This window comes from Ureibacillus sp. GCM10028918, from assembly GCF_042666115.1.
Classification (GTDB): Bacteria; Bacillota; Bacilli; order Bacillales_A; family Planococcaceae; genus Ureibacillus.
Genome location: NZ_JBHTFK010000005.1, coordinates 85,254 through 103,088, shown reverse-complemented (window position 1 = coordinate 103,088; position 17,835 = coordinate 85,254). Strand labels below are relative to the sequence as shown.

12 protein-coding genes and 1 pseudogene are annotated in these 17,835 nt (G+C 37.8%); all 13 read left to right on the top strand.

The annotated features are described in order from the left end of the window. Positions 1-58: 58 nt before the first annotated feature. Positions 59-1,396: pseudogene (locus ACFQU5_RS03815) on the top strand (putative bifunctional diguanylate cyclase/phosphodiesterase). Next, on the top strand, positions 1,393-2,532 hold the full coding sequence (locus tag ACFQU5_RS03810) for a THUMP domain-containing class I SAM-dependent RNA methyltransferase (RefSeq protein WP_390284917.1): 1,140 nt from the start codon (positions 1,393-1,395) through the stop codon (positions 2,530-2,532). The pseudogene ACFQU5_RS03815 and the gene ACFQU5_RS03810 overlap by 4 nt, the downstream one beginning before the upstream one ends. A 313-nt stretch (positions 2,533-2,845) precedes the next feature. After that, the gene (locus ACFQU5_RS03805; protein WP_390284915.1) at positions 2,846-4,750 is read left to right on the top strand and encodes an ATP-dependent DNA helicase; all 1,905 of its coding nucleotides are present in this window, start codon (positions 2,846-2,848) and stop codon (positions 4,748-4,750) included. Positions 4,751-5,067: 317 nt separating this feature from the next. Then, positions 5,068-8,253 (top strand): AfsR/SARP family transcriptional regulator, encoded by a 3,186-nt coding sequence (locus tag ACFQU5_RS03800; RefSeq protein WP_390284913.1) that lies wholly within the window; start codon positions 5,068-5,070, stop codon positions 8,251-8,253. A 457-nt stretch (positions 8,254-8,710) separates the two neighbouring features. Then, on the top strand, positions 8,711-9,961 hold the full coding sequence (locus ACFQU5_RS03795; protein WP_390284911.1) for a substrate-binding domain-containing protein: 1,251 nt from the start codon (positions 8,711-8,713) through the stop codon (positions 9,959-9,961). A gap of 197 nt (positions 9,962-10,158) precedes the next feature. Beyond that, a complete protein-coding gene (locus tag ACFQU5_RS03790; protein WP_390284909.1) occupies positions 10,159-10,935 on the top strand; it encodes an ABC transporter ATP-binding protein in 777 nt (258 codons plus the stop codon). After that, positions 10,910-11,617, top strand: a complete 708-nt coding sequence (locus ACFQU5_RS03785) for an ABC transporter ATP-binding protein (protein ID WP_390286493.1) — start codon at positions 10,910-10,912, stop codon at positions 11,615-11,617. The genes ACFQU5_RS03790 and ACFQU5_RS03785 overlap by 26 nt, the downstream gene beginning before the upstream one ends. Before the next feature lie 13 nt (positions 11,618-11,630). Then, a complete protein-coding gene (locus tag ACFQU5_RS03780; RefSeq protein ID WP_390284907.1) occupies positions 11,631-12,494 on the top strand; it encodes a branched-chain amino acid ABC transporter permease in 864 nt (287 codons plus the stop codon). A gap of 5 nt (positions 12,495-12,499) precedes the next feature. Further along, complete coding sequence (locus ACFQU5_RS03775) at positions 12,500-13,519, top strand: branched-chain amino acid ABC transporter permease (protein WP_390284905.1); 1,020 nt, start codon at positions 12,500-12,502, stop codon at positions 13,517-13,519. After that, on the top strand, positions 13,516-14,550 hold the full coding sequence (locus tag ACFQU5_RS03770; RefSeq protein ID WP_390284903.1) for a 3-oxoacyl-ACP synthase: 1,035 nt from the start codon (positions 13,516-13,518) through the stop codon (positions 14,548-14,550). The genes ACFQU5_RS03775 and ACFQU5_RS03770 overlap by 4 nt, the downstream gene beginning before the upstream one ends. Further along, entirely contained in the window at positions 14,537-15,463 is a 927-nt protein-coding gene (gene phaZ / locus ACFQU5_RS03765; protein WP_390284901.1) for an intracellular short-chain-length polyhydroxyalkanoate depolymerase, read from the top strand. The genes ACFQU5_RS03770 and phaZ overlap by 14 nt, the downstream gene beginning before the upstream one ends. Further along, positions 15,447-16,187, top strand: coding sequence for a 3-oxoacyl-ACP reductase FabG (gene fabG, locus ACFQU5_RS03760; protein WP_390284899.1), 741 nt, complete (start codon positions 15,447-15,449; stop codon positions 16,185-16,187). Before phaZ ends, fabG begins: the two co-directional genes overlap by 17 nt. 17 nt (positions 16,188-16,204) lie before the next feature. Next, on the top strand, positions 16,205-17,689 hold the full coding sequence (locus ACFQU5_RS03755; RefSeq protein WP_390284897.1) for a class I adenylate-forming enzyme family protein: 1,485 nt from the start codon (positions 16,205-16,207) through the stop codon (positions 17,687-17,689). The last annotated feature ends 146 nt before the right edge of the window (positions 17,690-17,835 follow it).

Below are 17,835 nucleotides of genomic sequence, written 5' to 3'. Positions count from 1 at the left end.
ATTACGGCAACTTGACCACTTATTGTGGAATCTTCACAGATTATCTGAACGAAAAAGAGTGGAAAAACAATTAGAAAAAAGGGCACTAACAGACTCATTAACAAATGTAAATAATCGTTTTAGCTATCTGGAAAAAATGGATATGCTCTTCAAGGCAAGCTCTGGAATGGAAAATTCACAGCATGCAATTCTCTTCTTAGACTTAGACCGCTTTAAACAAGTGAATGATACCTTAGGTCATGAATTTGGAGATTTACTGTTAGTGGAAGTCGCCAACCGTCTAAAAGAATTATTGAGTTCAAAAGATATCGTTGCCAGGTACGGTGGTGATGAATTTGTATTGACACTAACGGACATTCGACATCCGCGTGAAGCTGCCAAGTTTGCTGAGGATATCATAAAAGTGATCGAAAAACCAATTAAAGTAAATAATCAAGAAATTTTCGTCTCTACAAGTATAGGAATAAGTATTTATCCGCATGATGGGAATACAACAGAAGATCTTTTAAACAGGGCGGATAAAGCAATGTATTATGTTAAACAGTCAGGAAAAAGCAGGTTTTCTTTTTATTTTGACGAACTAAATACAGATGCGAATCGTCTCATTCTATTAGATTCTGAATTGAGAAAAGCAATTGATAACCGGGATTTTGTATTGTATTTCCAACCTAAAGTAAATGTAAAAATTAAAAAAGTTATTGGATTTGAAGCATTAGTCAGATGGGAAAAATGAGAAATTAGGGTTCGTTTCCCCTGCGAATTTATCCCTTACGCTGAAGAAACTGGGCTGATAATTCCTATCAGCGAAATTAATTTTGAAAAAGCCTGTGAGGAATTGTTGAATTTAAGAAAAGCAGGATATTCAAAATTATCGATCTCAATTAATATTTCGAGTATACACTTCCAACAATCGAATTTTTTTGAATTGATTCAAAAAATACTAGAGAGAAATAATGCATCTGCTCATAATTTTGAGATTGAACTAACAGAAAGAACGGTCATGAATAATGATACAGATACAATAAGCAAGCTTGTTCGATTAAAGCAATTGGGTTTTAAAATATCGATTGATGACTTTGGAACAGGATATTCATCTTTAAGCTATTTGGCGCGATTTCCTGTAGACTATTTAAAAATAGATAAAAGTTTTATTCAACATATTGCAAGCCTTGCTCATAAGCAAGCGGTTGTAGATGCAATTATTAAAATGGCTCATCGGTTAAATGTGCAGGTCATTTCAGAAGGAGTAGAGAGTTTACAGCAACTTAACTACCTAGATGGAATGGGTTGCGATTTTATCCAATGTTATTATTATAGTAAACCAGTTCCGATGGAGGAACTAATCGAATTCCTTCAATTTTGGGAATATGAACATCAAGGAGAAATTGAATCATGACAAAATTTAAATTAGTGGCGACAGCAGCAATGGGACTAGAATCAATTGTTGCGCAGGAAGTACAAGAATTAGGATATGAAACACGTGTGGAAAATGGCAAAGTATTTTTCGAAGGCGACGAAACTGCCATTGCTAGATGTAATCTTTGGCTACGTGTGGCGGATCGCGTAAAAATCGTCGTAGCAGAATTTCCCACACATACTTTTGACCAATTATTCGAAAGTACAAAGGCAATTGAATGGGAAAGATATCTATCAGTAGATGCAGCATTCCCGGTATCTGGAAAATCAGTGAAATCGAAATTATATAGTGTTCCGGATTGTCAAGCAATCGTAAAAAAAGCAATCGTTGAGCGTCTGAAGAGTCACTACAAGCGCCTAGGATTTTTGGATGAATCTGGTGCAACTTATAAAGTTGAAGTTTCAATTTTAAAAGATGTGGCAACTTTAACAATTGACACTTCCGGTGCTGGCCTGCATAAGCGTGGATACCGTCAGACTCAAGGGGAAGCCCCATTAAAAGAAACATTAGCAGCTGCTCTTGTGAAAATCTCGAAGTGGAGTCCAAGCAGACCATTTGTTGACGTATTCTGTGGTTCTGGAACAATCCCACTAGAAGCTGCAATGATTGGACAAAATATTGCACCAGGCTATAATCGTGAATTTATATCGGAAGAATGGTCATGGATGAAGGCGAAAATTTGGGAAGACGCTCGTAATGAAGCAGATGATATAGCAAAGTATGATCAAGCGCTTGAAATTATTGGCTCAGATATTGATCATCGCATGATTTCAATCTCTCAAGAGAATGCTCTAGAAGCTGGTTTTGGCGATATAATTACTTTTAAGCAAATGCAAGCAACTGACTTTACAACGAGACTGACAGATGGTGTAATTATCTCAAACCCTCCTTATGGAGAACGAATTGGTGAGAAAGAAGCGATTGAAAGAGTAATAAGTGATTTTGGACAAGTCATGAAGGATTATCCTACATGGTCTGTTTACATGCTTTCTTCAATGGAAAATTTTGAAGAATTATATGGCAACAAAGCAACGAAGAAGCGTAAACTATTTAATGGCTTTATCCGCACAGATCTTTATCAATACTGGGGTCAAAAGTCAAATCGCGAGAATTAATTTACAAAGTTTAACGGAAGGGGGAATACTCCTTCCGTTTCAATGTCTTATCTACATAAGACAAATTTTTTTATATTATATGAAAGTATAAATTACGAACAGTGTCTAGCTGGAGGTGCCAGCTCCTCGCGCAACTTGAATCGACTGCAAGGATAGAAAACTTGGCTGATTGCAAATGCTTTTAACAATCAGTCTAGTTGTACTTATGCAGACTAGGAAAATTTTCATTTTCTTCGTCTGCCAAAAAGAGTCCTTTTGTCGAGGCAGAGGTTTGCGCAAGCACCTTGCGCTTTTCATGAAGGAGATTAAAAGAATGAGACAGTCTTTACCGTTTGAACTTTCGAAAGATCGTTCCTTTTTCGATTCACTTGGTGATTGGATGGGCGATGTATTATATGATGAACTACCTGAAAAGGGATTTGAATGCCGAGACGAACAAATCTTTATGGCATACCAAATAGAACAGGCATTAAAAGAGAAAAATGTATTATTTGCTGAAGCAGGTGTAGGAACTGGTAAAACAATTGCCTATCTCTTACCTGCAATTTCTTATGCACGCTATACAGGACGCCCTGCTCTTATAGCCTGTGCAGATGAGACGTTAATCGACCAGCTTGTTAAAGAGGGCGGCGATATTTATAAATTAACAGAGCATCTCGGTTTAACGATTGATGTACGATTAGCAAAATCAAGAAATCAATATTTATGTTTAAAGCGCTTTGAAGAAACTGAAAAAGTGGTGACAGAAGAATGGATTGACGACATTGCGATGTCCATTCCAGATGGCGTTTATGCCCAAGGGTCAATGCTTACAGTAAGTCCTTATGGAGCTAGAAGCGATTATTCTGCTATTAGCGATGAAGATTGGCAAGCAGTGAATTACAATGCCATTATGCAATGCTCTGTTTGTGATATGCGGAATCGTTGTAGTCAGACACTTCATCGTTCCCACTATCGTGGTTCTTCTGACTTAATCATTTGCTCACAGGATTTCTTAATGGAGCATCTAGCAACAAAAGAATCCCGCGAGCGAGAAGGACAATTACCTTTATTGCCAGAAGTATCGATGATTGTTCTTGATGAAGGGCATCTATTGGAATATGCAGCACAGAATGCAATGACAGTAAAGGTTCAAAGCTATACAATTGTTAACTTATTGGAACGATTAATGGTTGACGGTGTTCGAGAAAAAACATTATATGCAATGGAGACATTGCAGGATCATCATGAACTGTTCTTTGATCAATTACGTGATGATGTTGTCCCTTCGGAAGAGGAAAGAAAGACGATTAAGAAATCAGATCGACTTCTTGCCATTGGGAAACAATTACTTGTTGATGTAGAACGATTATTGGAAGAGTTTGTTTTCGAATCTGAATTATATATGATTCCAGAATACGAATTAAATATGGCCGAAGAGTTTCTAGAACAATATCAAGCTGCTATTCGTATTTTTATTGCCCAAGGAGACGCGGTTGATTGGCTTGAAGAAACAGACGGTGAAGAAACACTGGTCATTATGCCCCGATTAATTACGGATGTGTTGGAGGAAAAACTATTCTCCAAGAAAATTCCGATTGTCTTCTCATCGGCAACCCTATCAGTGGGTAAAGACTTCTCTTATATTGCTTATAGTTTAGGAATTAAAAAGTATCAGTCCTTTAGTGTACCATCGCCATTCGATTATGAAGAGGTAATGAAAGTACACTTGCATGAATTGAAACAAGAAGAAAAAACTTCAACAGTAGAAAAATTGTTAAAAGAAGGGCAGCAACAAACTTTAATTCTATTTAAATCTAAGCAATCCATGCTAACATTTAAATCAAAATTATCGATGATGTCTAAATTGACAATGGCTTTTGAAGGGGATCGTGAATTATCGGCAATCGTACGTGATTTCCAAGATGGGGCAGTAAAAACTCTATGTTCATATCACTTATGGGAAGGGTTGGACTTACCGGAAGAAGCATTAACACGTGTCATCATTTATGATTTACCGTTCCCTCCACAGGATCCATTATTCGATGCGAAAAGAGCATTCTCTGAAAATCCTTTTGAAGAAGTGGAGTTGCCATTTATGCAGCTTAGACTTCAGCAAGGGATCGGAAGACTCATTCGTACTTCGAATGATCATGGAGATATTCATATCTTCTTAAATGAAAACGAAGTTCAATATAAATCTGAATTTGTAAATATTTTACCCGTTCAGCCTATATAAAATATTAAAGCAAAAGCCCTATTTTTCGGTCTTTTGCTTTTTTTTTGGGATGTTTTATTTTTTTATACAACTAAAATAAAGCTAGTAAGTTGGCGAGGCAGCTATCCCGTTCATTATTATTATGACATAAGATGTAGTTCTACTTCATTCCCGCAATTATGTGTTGAGGTAGTAAAACTTCTCTCATAAACAAATTAAATATTTATCAGGCCGATGTTATAAGGTAAAATATCTTAAATAGTTAACCTTTTTTCTGCTTTTATGTCATATTATTCTAGTGTATGTAAATGATATCTCTTGGGGAGGGAGACAGCAAATTGCAAAATATTCTCTTGTCAAAGCTTATTCCGCCAGATCCATCTATTTACTACTTGAGAAGAAGTAAATTATTAAAAAAACTTTCCAAAAGTGAGACTATGAGATTAACAATCGTTCATAGTGGTGCAGGCTTTGGGAAAACCTCTGCACTTGCCCAATTGATGGCGGACAGTCAGCATTTGTTTTCGTGGTACCAAGTCACGGAAGAGGACGATGATACATTACCCTTCTTTAGACATTTATTTTATAGTATTCAACGTATTCATCCACAGTTTGGTCAGGAAATTGTCGGATGGGACAATTTTTCAAGCTTCTTGAATCTTGAAGAACTAAATAAACTTTCGCTAATTTTTATAAACGAATTCTATAAAATTAATAAAGATTTATTTGTCGTGATTGATGATTTTCATGTTGTACACCATGTTTTTCAAATAAATTATATCTTAAATAAGATTATTGAAAATCTTCCACCAAAAATACATGTCATAGTAGCCTCGAGGATCTATCCGAATTGGAATTGTCTATTACCACTTCGTATGAATGGCATGTTGGTCGAATGTAAAGAGGAAGACTTTATATTTACAATGGAAGAAGTCCAAGTATTATTTGGAGATAACTATAATAGAAGTTTGACGCAAGAGGAGACAGAGGCAGTGCTTGAGGTGACTGAAGGTTGGGCAATTGCTGTATGTCTGTTGGCATTTCAGTCAAATGAATCATTACTCCCTATAAAGGAAATTACGAATCTTTCTTTACACGATTTTTTTGCCTATCTTTCGGAGGAAGTATTTGAGAATTTACAGGAAGCTGAAAAAGATGCTTTATTAAGATGTAGTATTTTTCAATCATTTACACTTGAACAAATTAGAGCTCTATACAATGAAGAGGTCACTTCAAAAGTAAAGTCAATTGTTAAGCAGCAATCTTTTATACAACCATTAATGGGATATGAAGAGTTTCGTTTTCATGCACTTTTCCATCAATTTTTAGAAATGAAACTCATTGAAAGAGACAAAAATGAATATCGAGAGTTGCACAAAAAAGCAGCCATTTACTTTACAGAAGAAAATAATGCAGTGAAAGCTTTATATCATAGCATTAAATCAAAAGATAATCAGTTATTTACGGAAAGTTTAGTTCATTTTGCCAGTTACTTTATTGAAGCAGGTCAGTTTGATTTCTTTTTGGAGAGACTAAAAGAGTTGTCGCTTGAAACAAAGGAAAGTCGTTATCTATTGTATTTTTACGAGGGTGAATGTCAACGTTATCGAGCTCAATATGAAAAAGCAAAAAGGGCTTATGAAGAGTGTTTGAGAATAGCAGAGCAAAAGCTAGATTCATTAGCGATGTTAAAAGCGAATGCAGGAATAGCTCATATTTATTTAGACACGATTCAGCCAGCATTGGCAGAGACTTATTTAATCGAAGCGTTGTCGCTTTCAGAAATTGTAAAGCTGGAAGAAGAGGAAATGTATTTATTAGAACGCCAATATGCTGAAAACCTAGTGAACCTAGGAAGAGCTGGAGAAGCAGAAGAACGGGTCAAACTCCAGGGTTTACCTGAACATATTTTAATAAAAGGAAATTTAGATGTTCGGATGCTTCTCAGACAAGGGAAACTAATGGAAGCAAAGCGCATTTTTCAACTGAGGGATGGACGGGAAATTGTGACATTGGATGCTCATCGTGAATCAGATGTTTTACATGCGCTGATTTTAACGCTGACCGGCAATACAGAGGAAGCCTTTGAGTCGGCTCTGAAGGGTATTCGAAATAGTGAAAAGGATCATGCCAAGTATGCTGAAGCTGTTGCTTATTTACGTAAAGGACATGCAATGATGCTGCTATCGCCTAAATTCTTGAAAGAGGCAGAGAACTGCTATTTAAAAACAAATGATTTAATGGATGGAATTCATGTTACAAGAGCAAAGGCCGAAAGTTATATGGGATTAGCACTTGTAAAATCAAGGCAAGGATACCTGCAAGAAGCAATATTCTTTGCGAATCAGGGGCTTTATGAAACTGAGAGAGTGCAGGATCAGTGGGTTTCCGCACTATTATTAACAGCATTTACGATTATTTATGTTGAAAATAATGATTTTGAAAAGGCAAAGGAATGTGCTCTAAAAGCAAATCACCTTTATCAAAAAAGCCCTGACCATTATGGGGAAATGGTGACAAATTTTTGGCTAGCTTATATTGACTACAGACAAGAAAATGAATCTGATTTCAATCAATATTTTCTTCGATTTCTAGCCCTGTGTCATAAGCATCATTATTATTTTTTCTTGCAAAAAACTACTTTACTGGGGCCGAAGTTAAATATATTTTTGGAACTAGCAACAGAATGGGTAAATCAAAATGAAAATGAAGAAAGCCATTCTATTATTCATGTATTGCAAGTTAAAAAAGGGTCTCCAGTCCCCAAACATACTTTTGAGCTAATATTATTTGGTCCCTTCACAATGATGCGAGATAGGGAAGAAATCGTCGATAAAGAATGGAAGAGGGAGAAAGCGAAGGAGTTATTTCTATATTTATATCTCAATCGACACCGTTACGTTTCAAAAGAGGAAATCATGAATACACTGTGGCCAAATAGCGATGAACAATCGACGAATCGAGATTTTAAAGTAGCTTATAATGCTTGCCTAAAAGTAATCGAACCTAATCGCTCACCACGAGATGACAGTGCCTATATTGCGAGAAAGCAATCCATGTACCAATTACATCAAACCGTTGCATTCTTAAGTGATATAGATGTTTTTAGGAAATGTGCACAAAGAGGCTTGGAAGAAAAGGATCCAGCTATCGCATTGGAATGGCTGCTGCAAGCTGCCTCACTTTATAAGGGGGATTTACTGGAGGATTTATCATCGGTTGAGTGGCTGTCGCAGCAAAGAGAGGAATTAAGACGGCTTCATATCGTGGTCATTGAACGAATCGCACAAAATTTTACGAGATTGAAAGAGTTTCAAAAGGCGATTGAGTGGGGAGAAAAGTTGGTACAGCTTGATGAAACCTGGGAAGAGGGTTACCGACTTTTGATGCTTGCCTACTATTACCAAGATAATCGTCCACAAGCAGTAAAATGGTACGAAAAATGTACAAAAATTCTGGGTGATGAATTAAGTATTGAACCAATGGAAACAACAACTCAAATATTTGAAATGATTTCACGCTAATTGTTTACAAGAGGAATCTTGTATTCAGTTGGCTTTTTTTATTGGTAAGGAAATTATAAAATTTTGCATTGTGCACAAGTACTATATCGCAAAGAAATTTATTTATCAAAAGGTGTAAGGGGATAATTATCTGAAAACATCAAAAGAAGCAAAGCCTTATTTCGACGTTTCAAGAAACTGCTCTAAACGGTAGCAAAGCGAACCGCAGTACGATATTCAAAAAGAAATTAGTCTGATGCTTTACAAAAGAATATTGTTAATAGCGTTCGCCTCACCCAAAAACATCACCTCAAAAATATTCCATCCACTCCTACCCCTCATACTTTGTGAATATTTCGCTTTTTATTTATATATTGTATATCCTTTTCATCTTTGTAACTGATTTGTAACTCGGTTCGTTTATTTTGAACATGAAGCAAATAATGTAAGCGCTTTAAATAAATAGGGGGGGTACAAAATGAAAAGGTTTTGGTCTTTATTTTTAGTTATGGGATTTGTTCTATTATTCATGGTCGCCTGTAGTGAGGATAATACGAAAGAAGATGAGACACAAACAGAAGAAGGGACAACATCGGAAGATACAACAGAAGGTGCTGAATCTTCAGGGACAATAAAAGTTGGGGTGCTTGCTTCTTTAACAGGTGCATTGGAATCCTACGGTAAACAAACTCAGAAAGGGTTCGAACTAGGATTGGAATATGCTACAAACGGAACAATGGAAGTTGCGGGTAAAAAAATTGAGGTTGTTTGGGAAGACACAGAAACGAAGCCAGAGGTTGCCGTGCAAAAAGCAACAAAACTTTTAGAAGATGACGGAGTAGATTTCTTAGTAGGATCTTCAAGCTCAGGTGACACGTTGGCCGTTCTGCCTCTTGCCGAGGAGTATGAAAAGATTATGATTGTTGAACCTGCTGTTGCAGATAGTATTACAGGATCGGAATTTAACCCTTATATTTTCCGCACTGCTCGAAATTCATCTCAAGATGCCTATGCTGCAGCTGCTGCTATTGCAGGTGAAGGGGTGAAAATTGCGACATTTGCACCTGATTATTCATTTGGCTGGGATGGTGTAACAGCATTTAAAGAAGCAGCAGAAGAATTAGGTGCTGAAATCGTAGCTGAAGAATATGCTGATCCAGCAGCGACGGATTTTACTTCAAACCTGCAAAAGATTGTTGAAGCAAAACCAGATTATTTATTTGTTGTGTGGGCTGGTGCCAACTCTCCATGGAATCAAATTGCGGATTTAAAACTTCAGGAAAAAGGAATTAAAATTTCTACCGGAGCACCTGATATTGTTGCGCTAGGAATGATGGGTCCTTTAGTTGGGATGGAAGGTTTCTCTGTTTATTATCACACGTTACCAAACAATGAAGTGAATGATTGGTTAGTAGAGGAGCATAAGGCACGTTTTAACGGTGAAGTGCCAGACTTATTTACACCAGGTGGATTCTCTGCAGCAGTGGCAATCGTAACGGCATTAGAAAAATCAGGCGGGGATGCGGATGGTAATACATTAATACCGCTTATGGAAGGGATGTCCTTTGAAACCCCCAAAGGTACAATGACATTCCGGGAAGAAGATCATCAAGCATTACAAACAATGTATTCGGTACGTTTAGAGACTGTAGATGGCTTTGATTATCCTGTGCCTGTACTAATTCGTGAATTAAGCCCGGAGGAAACTGAGCCGCCAATTATGAACTAGGTAAATTATGAATCGAACAGACCAACGTGTTTGGTCTGTTTCTCTTAAAATCATTTAGACCTGGTGGGTGTGGAGAGATAGAAACTTGGGGGTGTCCAATAATTCGGGAAAACTGGCCAATAAAAACCGATTGCCCAATAAACTCATAAAATGCCAGATCTCTAAGGGTTTCAAGAGAAACAGAAAGGAGAATAAAGATGGAACCGATTATACGTACAAAAGATTTGTCCATACAATTCGGCGGACATAAAGCGGTGGATCGCGTGAATTTTGAAATGCCCGAAAAGCACTTCAAGTCGATTATTGGTCCCAATGGTGCCGGCAAAACGACTTTCTTTAACCTGCTTAGTGGAGAGCTAAAGCCGACTGAAGGGGATATATTTTTTAAGGGTGAATCTTTAGCAAAATACTCTTCCGTAGAAAGGACTCGTAAAGGTCTCGGCAGATCATTTCAAATTACAAACGTTTTCCCTAATCTAACGGTACTCGAAAATGTTCGATTAGCCGTACAGTCAAAGGGAAAAGTAAGGTTTCATTTTATTAAATCCTATCGGAGTTACAAAAAAATAACAGAGGATGCACTTTTGATACTAGATCAAGTGCTGCTACTTAATAAGAGCGAAGCAATTGCTAGTCAATTATCGCATGGTGAGAAAAGAAAACTTGAAATTGCGATGCTTCTTGCACTGGACACAGAAGTTTTACTGTTAGACGAACCAACAGCCGGAATGTCTTTAGAAGAAGTACCGACTATACTAGATGTCATTCGCTCGATTAAGCAGCATGGCAATAAAACCATTTTATTAATAGAACACAAGATGGATATGATTTTAGATTTATCGGATTCGATAATGGTGCTATTTAATGGAAAATTACTTGCAGACGGGACACCGGCTGAAATTATGAATAATGAAACCGTGCAAAATGCATATCTAGGAGGGCTTTATGATGAAGAGCTTGTTGAAACTTCATAATATCCAAACCCATATTGAGCAATTTCATATTTTGCAGTGCATTCAATTTGAAGCTAGAGAAGGTGAAGTTTCCGTACTATTAGGCCGAAATGGAGCCGGGAAAACAACTACATTAAAAACCATTATGGGGTTAACGCCAGCTTCAAGTGGGTCACTAACTTTTTTGAATCAAGAAATATCGAAAAAGCCCACCCATGAGATCGCCAATATCGGTATTGGCTATGTACCGGAGGATCAAGGTATTTTTTCGCAGCTAACCGTGGAGGAGAACATTAAGGTTGCCATGCGTAAAGAGACAGATGAAGCACTTGAAAGGCAAGAGTATGTGTTGACTCTATTTCCTGACCTAAAAAAGTTCTGGAAAAAAGCAGGGGGAAATTTATCCGGCGGACAAAAACAGATGCTGGCAATGGCAAGAGCATTTGTCAATGACAGCAAGCTTTTATTGATTGACGAACCATCCAAAGGCTTAGCTCCAATCGTTGTTGAGAAGGTAATGGAAGCAATTATGGAGATGAAAAAAAGAACAACCATTGTCCTTGTGGAACAGAACTTTATTATGGCAAGTCGCATTGGAGACACGTTCACTTTAATTGATGATGGTCGAACGGTCCATTCAGGTGCCATGAATGAATTGATTGCGGATGATGAATTAAAGCATAAGTATCTAGGCATTGGGTAGAGGGGGGAATCATGTGGATTTACTTATAAGCTTGATAATAAATGGGTTGGCAACAGGGATGCTGATCTTCCTGCTTGCCTCGGGGCTTACTCTAATTTTTGGATTAATGGATGTCCTGAATTTTGCCCATGGCGGACTCTTTGTTTGGGGAGCTTTTACCGGTGTATTCACCTATATCTATACAGAGAGTTTCATAGTCGGAATATTAGTTGCCATCTTAACGGGAGTGATATTGGGCTTCATCATGGAAAAGTTGATCATCACACCTGTTTATGGAAATCATGTACAGCAAATTTTAATTACTCTTGGGTTTATGCTGGTATTGCAAGAAATGATTAAAGTGGTGTTTGGACCGAACGCGATTCCTGTTAAAGTGCCGGATTATTTAGCAGGCAGCTGGGAAATGGGAGAAGTCATTATTATTAAATATCGGATTTTCATTATCGTCGTCGGCTTTATCGTTTTCGGTGTATTCCATTATATTTTAACACGTACAAAGATTGGGCTGATTGTTCGTGCAGGTGTAATGAATAAAGAAATGGTTCAAGCACTTGGAATTAATATAAAGAAAGTATTTTTATTCGTCTTTATGACAGGGGCTGCCCTGGCATCTATTGGTGGCATGTTGATGGCACCTTATTCAGGATCGATTTATGCAGAAATGGGAATGGAGTTTGCTATTTTAGGATTTATAGTTGTGGTGATCGGAGGGATGGGAAGTTTTTCCGGCTCCTTGCTTGCGGCAATTTTAGTAGGGTTGGCAGGTAGCTTTATGGCTTATTATGTTCCGTTTTTATCATTGGCAGTGAATATGATTTTGATGGCTATTGTATTAATCTTCCGACCTCAAGGCTTATTTAGGATTGCAAAGGAGTGAGTATTGTGAAAACAACTAACCTAGTTTCAAAATATAATATTTTATTTTTTGTTATTTTAATCTTCCTAACTGCATTTCCTTTTGTAGCTGATTCGAGAACATTAACGATTTTGCTTACGCAAATATTCATTTTTTCCATTTTGGCAATGAGTTATGATATTTTGCTGGGATTTACGGGGATTGTATCTTTTGGTCATGCTATGTTTTTCGGTATCGGTGCATATGGAACAGCCATATTGCTGAATACCTTTGAACCGACAGTCGGAGTGTTTATTGGGTCCATTGCAGTCGGAATTGTACTTTCCGGACTCGTCAGTTTTTTTGTTGGTCTCTTAACCTTGAGATTGAAAAGTCATTTTTTCGCGATGCTAACCTTGGCGATCTCTGGATTGTTATTGGTTGTAGCGGAAAAGTGGAGAACTGTTACAAAAGGAAATGATGGTTTCACTTTTAGAGCACCAGATATTTTCAAGGACCGTATTGTCTTTTACTTTTGCGTACTTGCCTGCTTAGTGATTGTCTTTTTGCTTTTAAGACGTTTTGTTCAATCTCCCCTTGGAAGAGTGCTGATTGCTGTTCGTGAAAATGAACAACGCACACGTTCATTAGGCTTCAAGACATTGCATTATAAAGTGATTTCTTCGGTTGTTGCAGGTGTCGTGGCGAGTTTGGCAGGATCTTTATATGCTGTTTCACTAAGATTTGTGAATACGAGTGTGATGGCAATGGATATTACGCTTGATGCCCTTCTTATGACAATCATAGGGGGCGTTGGAACCTTGGTAGGTCCTATCGTTGGTTCGGTAGTAATTGAATTTGCACAGCACTATCTATCAGGTCTTGCAAGAGATTTCCCGATTTTTGAACGTTGGATTATTTTCTTTGGGATTATTTATATCCTAGCCGTTGTCTTTTTCCCAAAAGGAATTGTAGGATCGATACTTCATTCGATTTCTAAATGGAAATCGAAACGCGAAGAAAGTAAAACTTTCGCTTTACAAAAAGACAAGGAGCGATCGTCATGAATGTAGGAATTATAGGAATCGGAGTCTTCTTACCAACTGAAAGGATGACGGCAGAAGACATCGCAGAAAAAGCAAACCTGCCAATTGAGGTAGTCAAGATAAAAATGGGCATTACAGAAAAACCAATTGCGGGTGACAATGATCATACAGTTCAGATGGCAATACGAGCCGCCGAGAAGGCACTAGAACATGCAACAATTGATGCAAAAGACATTGATGTGATTATCTATTTTGGTGAAGAACATAAAGAATACCCCTTATGGACGGCAGGAATCAAGATACAGGAAGAACTTGGTGCGACAAATGCATGGGCCTTCGACATTCAACTGAGGTGCGGTACGGCGATTTTGGCAATGAAACTAGCAAAAAGTCTAATGATTTCCGATGACAATATTCGAACAGTATTACTTGCGGGAGGTTACCGTAATCACGATTTGATTGATTATCAGAATGAACGAACACGTTTTATGTTCAATTTAGGAGCGGGCGGAGGCGCATTAGTCCTTAAACGCGATGTTCTAGAAAATCTAATCTATGAATCTGCAATTATTACGGATGGTTCTTTTTCTGAGGATGTAATTGTTCCGTTCGGAGGAACAAAGCAGCCTCTAACACCGGAACTCCTCCTGCAGGGGTTGTATCGTCTAGATGTGACAGACCCACAAGGGATGAAAACGAGGCTAGAACAAAGGTCGCTTGATAACTTTATTAAGGTCATACGCAATTCTTTAAGCAAAAGTGGATTTGATGAAAAAAATCTAGCTTACATTGGGATGCTCCATATGAAAAAATCGGCTCACGAATTTGTATTAAAGTCATTTCATTTAAAAGAGGAAAACTCGATTTATTTATCGAACTACGGACATATTGGTCAAATTGATCAAATATTATCATTACAGCTCGCCTTAAAGGAAAAAAAAATACAGGATGGCGATGTCATTACTTTGGTCAGCGCGGGAATTGGATACGCTTGGGGAGCAATAACAATTCAATGGGGAAAACAAAGGGGGGGAAGAGATGACAGTCTCTGATAAATTAAAGGTAGTGAACTTGCCAAATGGGGAAACACTTTCCTATCGTGTACGATCTGGAGGAGAAAAGCTTCTGCTTTTAATTCATGGCAATATGACATCTTCAAAGCATTGGGATGTGCTTATGGAATCATTAAGTCCGGAATATACCATTATTGCACCGGATTTAAGGGGGTTTGGAAACTCTACTTATCACAAAAGAGTTCAGCATATAAGAGATTTTAGTGCTGATATTAAGAGCTTTATTGATTTACTTAGCTTAAAAGATTTCAGCATGGCTGGCTGGTCGACAGGTGGTGCAATAGCGATGCAGTTTTGCATTGATTATCCGGAATACTGCAACAAAATAATTCTGCTTGCCTCGGCTTCAACACGCGGCTATCCATTTTATAAAACAAAGGATGATGGATCAGTCGATTTATCACACAGGTTTACCACTATCGAGGAAATAGAAGCAGACAAAGGAAGGACACTTCCAATGCAAGCTCTCTATGATTCGAAAAATAGAGAAGGCTTAAGGGCGGTATGGAACGCAGCGATTTATACCCATAATCAGCCTGAAGAAAATCGATATGAAGACTATATAGATGATATGTTGACGCAGCGTAATCTTGCAGACATTTATCATGTACTAAACACATTTAACATAAGCCATTTGGATAATGAGGCTGCGAAAGGGACTGGAGAAGTAGATAAAATAAATGTTCCAGTACTAATCCTTTATGGAGAGCGGGATTATGTCGTACCTCTTCAAATGACGAATGAAATTATAGAAGATTTTGGTGGGAGGGCAAAAGCCGTTAAGTTGGTGAATTGTGGACATTCTCCCCTCATAGATGATTTAAAACAATTAACGGATCATATTGAAACGTTCTTACAGGAAGGAAGCGATAATCGTGCGTTTACAGGATAAGGTAGCCATTATAACGGGTGGAGCAAATGGAATAGGTAAAGCTGCATGTGAAGCCTTTTTAAACCAAGGGGCAAAAGTTGTGATTGCAGATTTTGATGAGGAGCGTGGAAAGGAACTAGAACAGCACCTTCGGAATCAAGGAAAAGACGTACTATTTATAGGGGTAGATGTTGCAAATCAAGAAAGTGTCAAAAATATGGTAGCCCAAGTACTAGTGAATTATGAGAAGATTGATATTTTGATAAATAACGCAGGAATCACAAAGGATGCCATGCTCGTAAAAATGACGGAACAGGATTTTGACCGGGTACTTGATGTGAATTTAAAGGGTGTTTTTAACTGCACACAAGCAATTGTTCCCCATATGGTGGAAAAAGGCTATGGCAAGATTATTAATACTTCTTCGGTAAGTGGCATTTATGGAAATATAGGACAAACAAATTATGCTGCAACCAAAGCAGCTGTAGTCGGAATGACAAAAACATGGGCAAAAGAATTGGGCAGAAAAGGAATTAATGTCAATGCAGTTGCTCCCGGGTTTACAAAGACAGCGATGGTTGAAAAAATGCCGGAAAAAGTGATACAACATATGGAATCTATCGTGAGCCTTCAGAGATTAGGAGAAGCAGAAGATATCGCAAACGCCTATGTCTTCCTTGCATCAAATGAATCAAGCTATATTACCGGTCATGTATTACACGTAGATGGCGGAATTATGATGTGATGTGGGAGGGAAACCCGTTGCAAAATGAACAAGCTTGGATATTGAATAGAGCGAGATTAACCCCTTCCAAACTTGCGCTTATTGATATCCAATCAAATCGAAAATGGAGCTATGAAGAATTATCAAATGAAGCTCTAAAATGGTTAAGCTATTTAAAAAATGAAGGCATAAAGGAAGGGGAACGGGTCGCTTTACTTGCAGAAAATAGTATTGATTTATTTCCGATTCTATTCGCCTGCGGTTTAGGTGGATTTATCTATGTTCCGCTAAATTGGCGATTAAGTAAGAATGAGCTTATTTCTATTGTAAAAGATTGTACACCATCCATTCTGATCACAGATGAGAAGTACTTTTGTTTAGGGGAAGAGATTTTCGGTAATAACCTCGTTCAAATTGCATACGTCTTAAAAATTGATCCCATGGAATATGAGCTTAATCACCAGTGGGAGTCAACAAATCCATGGTTAATGATTTATACAGGGGGAACGATGGGAAACCCAAAAGGCGTTTTATTATCATTTGACGCCGTGAATTGGAATGCCATCAATACAATTATTAGTTGGAATTTAAACTGCGAGGATTGCACGATTAATTATATGCCGCTTTTCCACACGGGTGGACTAAATGCTTTATCCATCCCCATCTTGATGTGTGGCGGGACGGTAGTGGTTGGCAATAAGTTTGACGCAGAAGAAGCCATTCGAGCAGTGGATGATTACCAATCAACCATATCTTTATTTGTACCGACCATGTACCAAGCCATAATCGAAACGGATTATTTCAAAAAGGCTACTTTTCCGACAGTGAAGGTATTTTTATCAGGAGGAGCTCCTTGCCCTAAAACTATTTACAGTCACTTTATAAACAAAGGTCTAAAATTTAAAGAAGGGTATGGTTTAACGGAAGCTGGGCCAAATAATTTTTATATTGAGCCTGAAAATGCGGCAAAAAAACCAGGATCTGTCGGAAAAAGTATGCTGTTTAATTCAATTCAAATTAAAAATGAAAACGGGAATCTATGTAAAGGAGGAGAAGTAGGAGAGTTATATATAAAGGGAAAGCACATGTTCACGAGTTATTGGAATAATCCGGAAGAGACAAAAAAGGCAATAATAAATGGGTGGCTGAAAACAGGTGACCTTGCCAAAGTAGATAGAGATGGTGATGTTTTCATTGTCGGCCGAAGAAAAGACATGATTATTACAGGTGGGGAAAATGTCTACCCCATAGAAGTTGAGCAATGTATTATCAGCCATCCTAAAGTAAAAGAAGTGGCTGTTATTGGAATAAGCGATGCAAGATGGGGAGAAGTTGTGACAGCATTCATCGTCTGTGTCGGTGCAGGAGAAGGCTTTGATATAGAAATTCAAAATTATTGCCGTAAACAACTTGGAGCTTATAAAGTTCCGAAGAAAGTAATTTTTGTTGATGAATTACCAAAAACCCATGTGGGGAAAATAGATAAAAAGCAGTTGGTGGAGTTACAGAGTGAAAAAAATTAATAATGAAACTATAAGAACCTCTCCCGCAAAAATAGGGGAGAGGTTGATTTCCTCCTAAACAATCTGGGTAGCCAAGTCACACAAGCCGTGTATTTAGAAACAGTAAAAAACACGCCAATTATTATATTAGCGTGTTACTAAGATTG

Excerpts from the sequence above, each read along its gene's own strand:
- ACFQU5_RS03810 (WP_390284917.1), top strand. The coding sequence starts at position 1,393 with ATGACAAAATTTAAATTAGTGGCGACAGCAGCAATGGGACTAGAATCA.
- ACFQU5_RS03805 (WP_390284915.1), top strand. The coding sequence starts at position 2,846 with ATGAGACAGTCTTTACCGTTTGAACTTTCGAAAGATCGTTCCTTTTTC.
- ACFQU5_RS03795 (WP_390284911.1), top strand. The coding sequence starts at position 8,711 with ATGAAAAGGTTTTGGTCTTTATTTTTAGTTATGGGATTTGTTCTATTA.
- ACFQU5_RS03790 (WP_390284909.1), top strand. The coding sequence starts at position 10,159 with ATGGAACCGATTATACGTACAAAAGATTTGTCCATACAATTCGGCGGA.
- ACFQU5_RS03785 (WP_390286493.1), top strand. The coding sequence starts at position 10,910 with ATGAAGAGCTTGTTGAAACTTCATAATATCCAAACCCATATTGAGCAA.
- ACFQU5_RS03770 (WP_390284903.1), top strand. The coding sequence starts at position 13,516 with ATGAATGTAGGAATTATAGGAATCGGAGTCTTCTTACCAACTGAAAGG.
- phaZ (WP_390284901.1), top strand. The coding sequence starts at position 14,537 with ATGACAGTCTCTGATAAATTAAAGGTAGTGAACTTGCCAAATGGGGAA.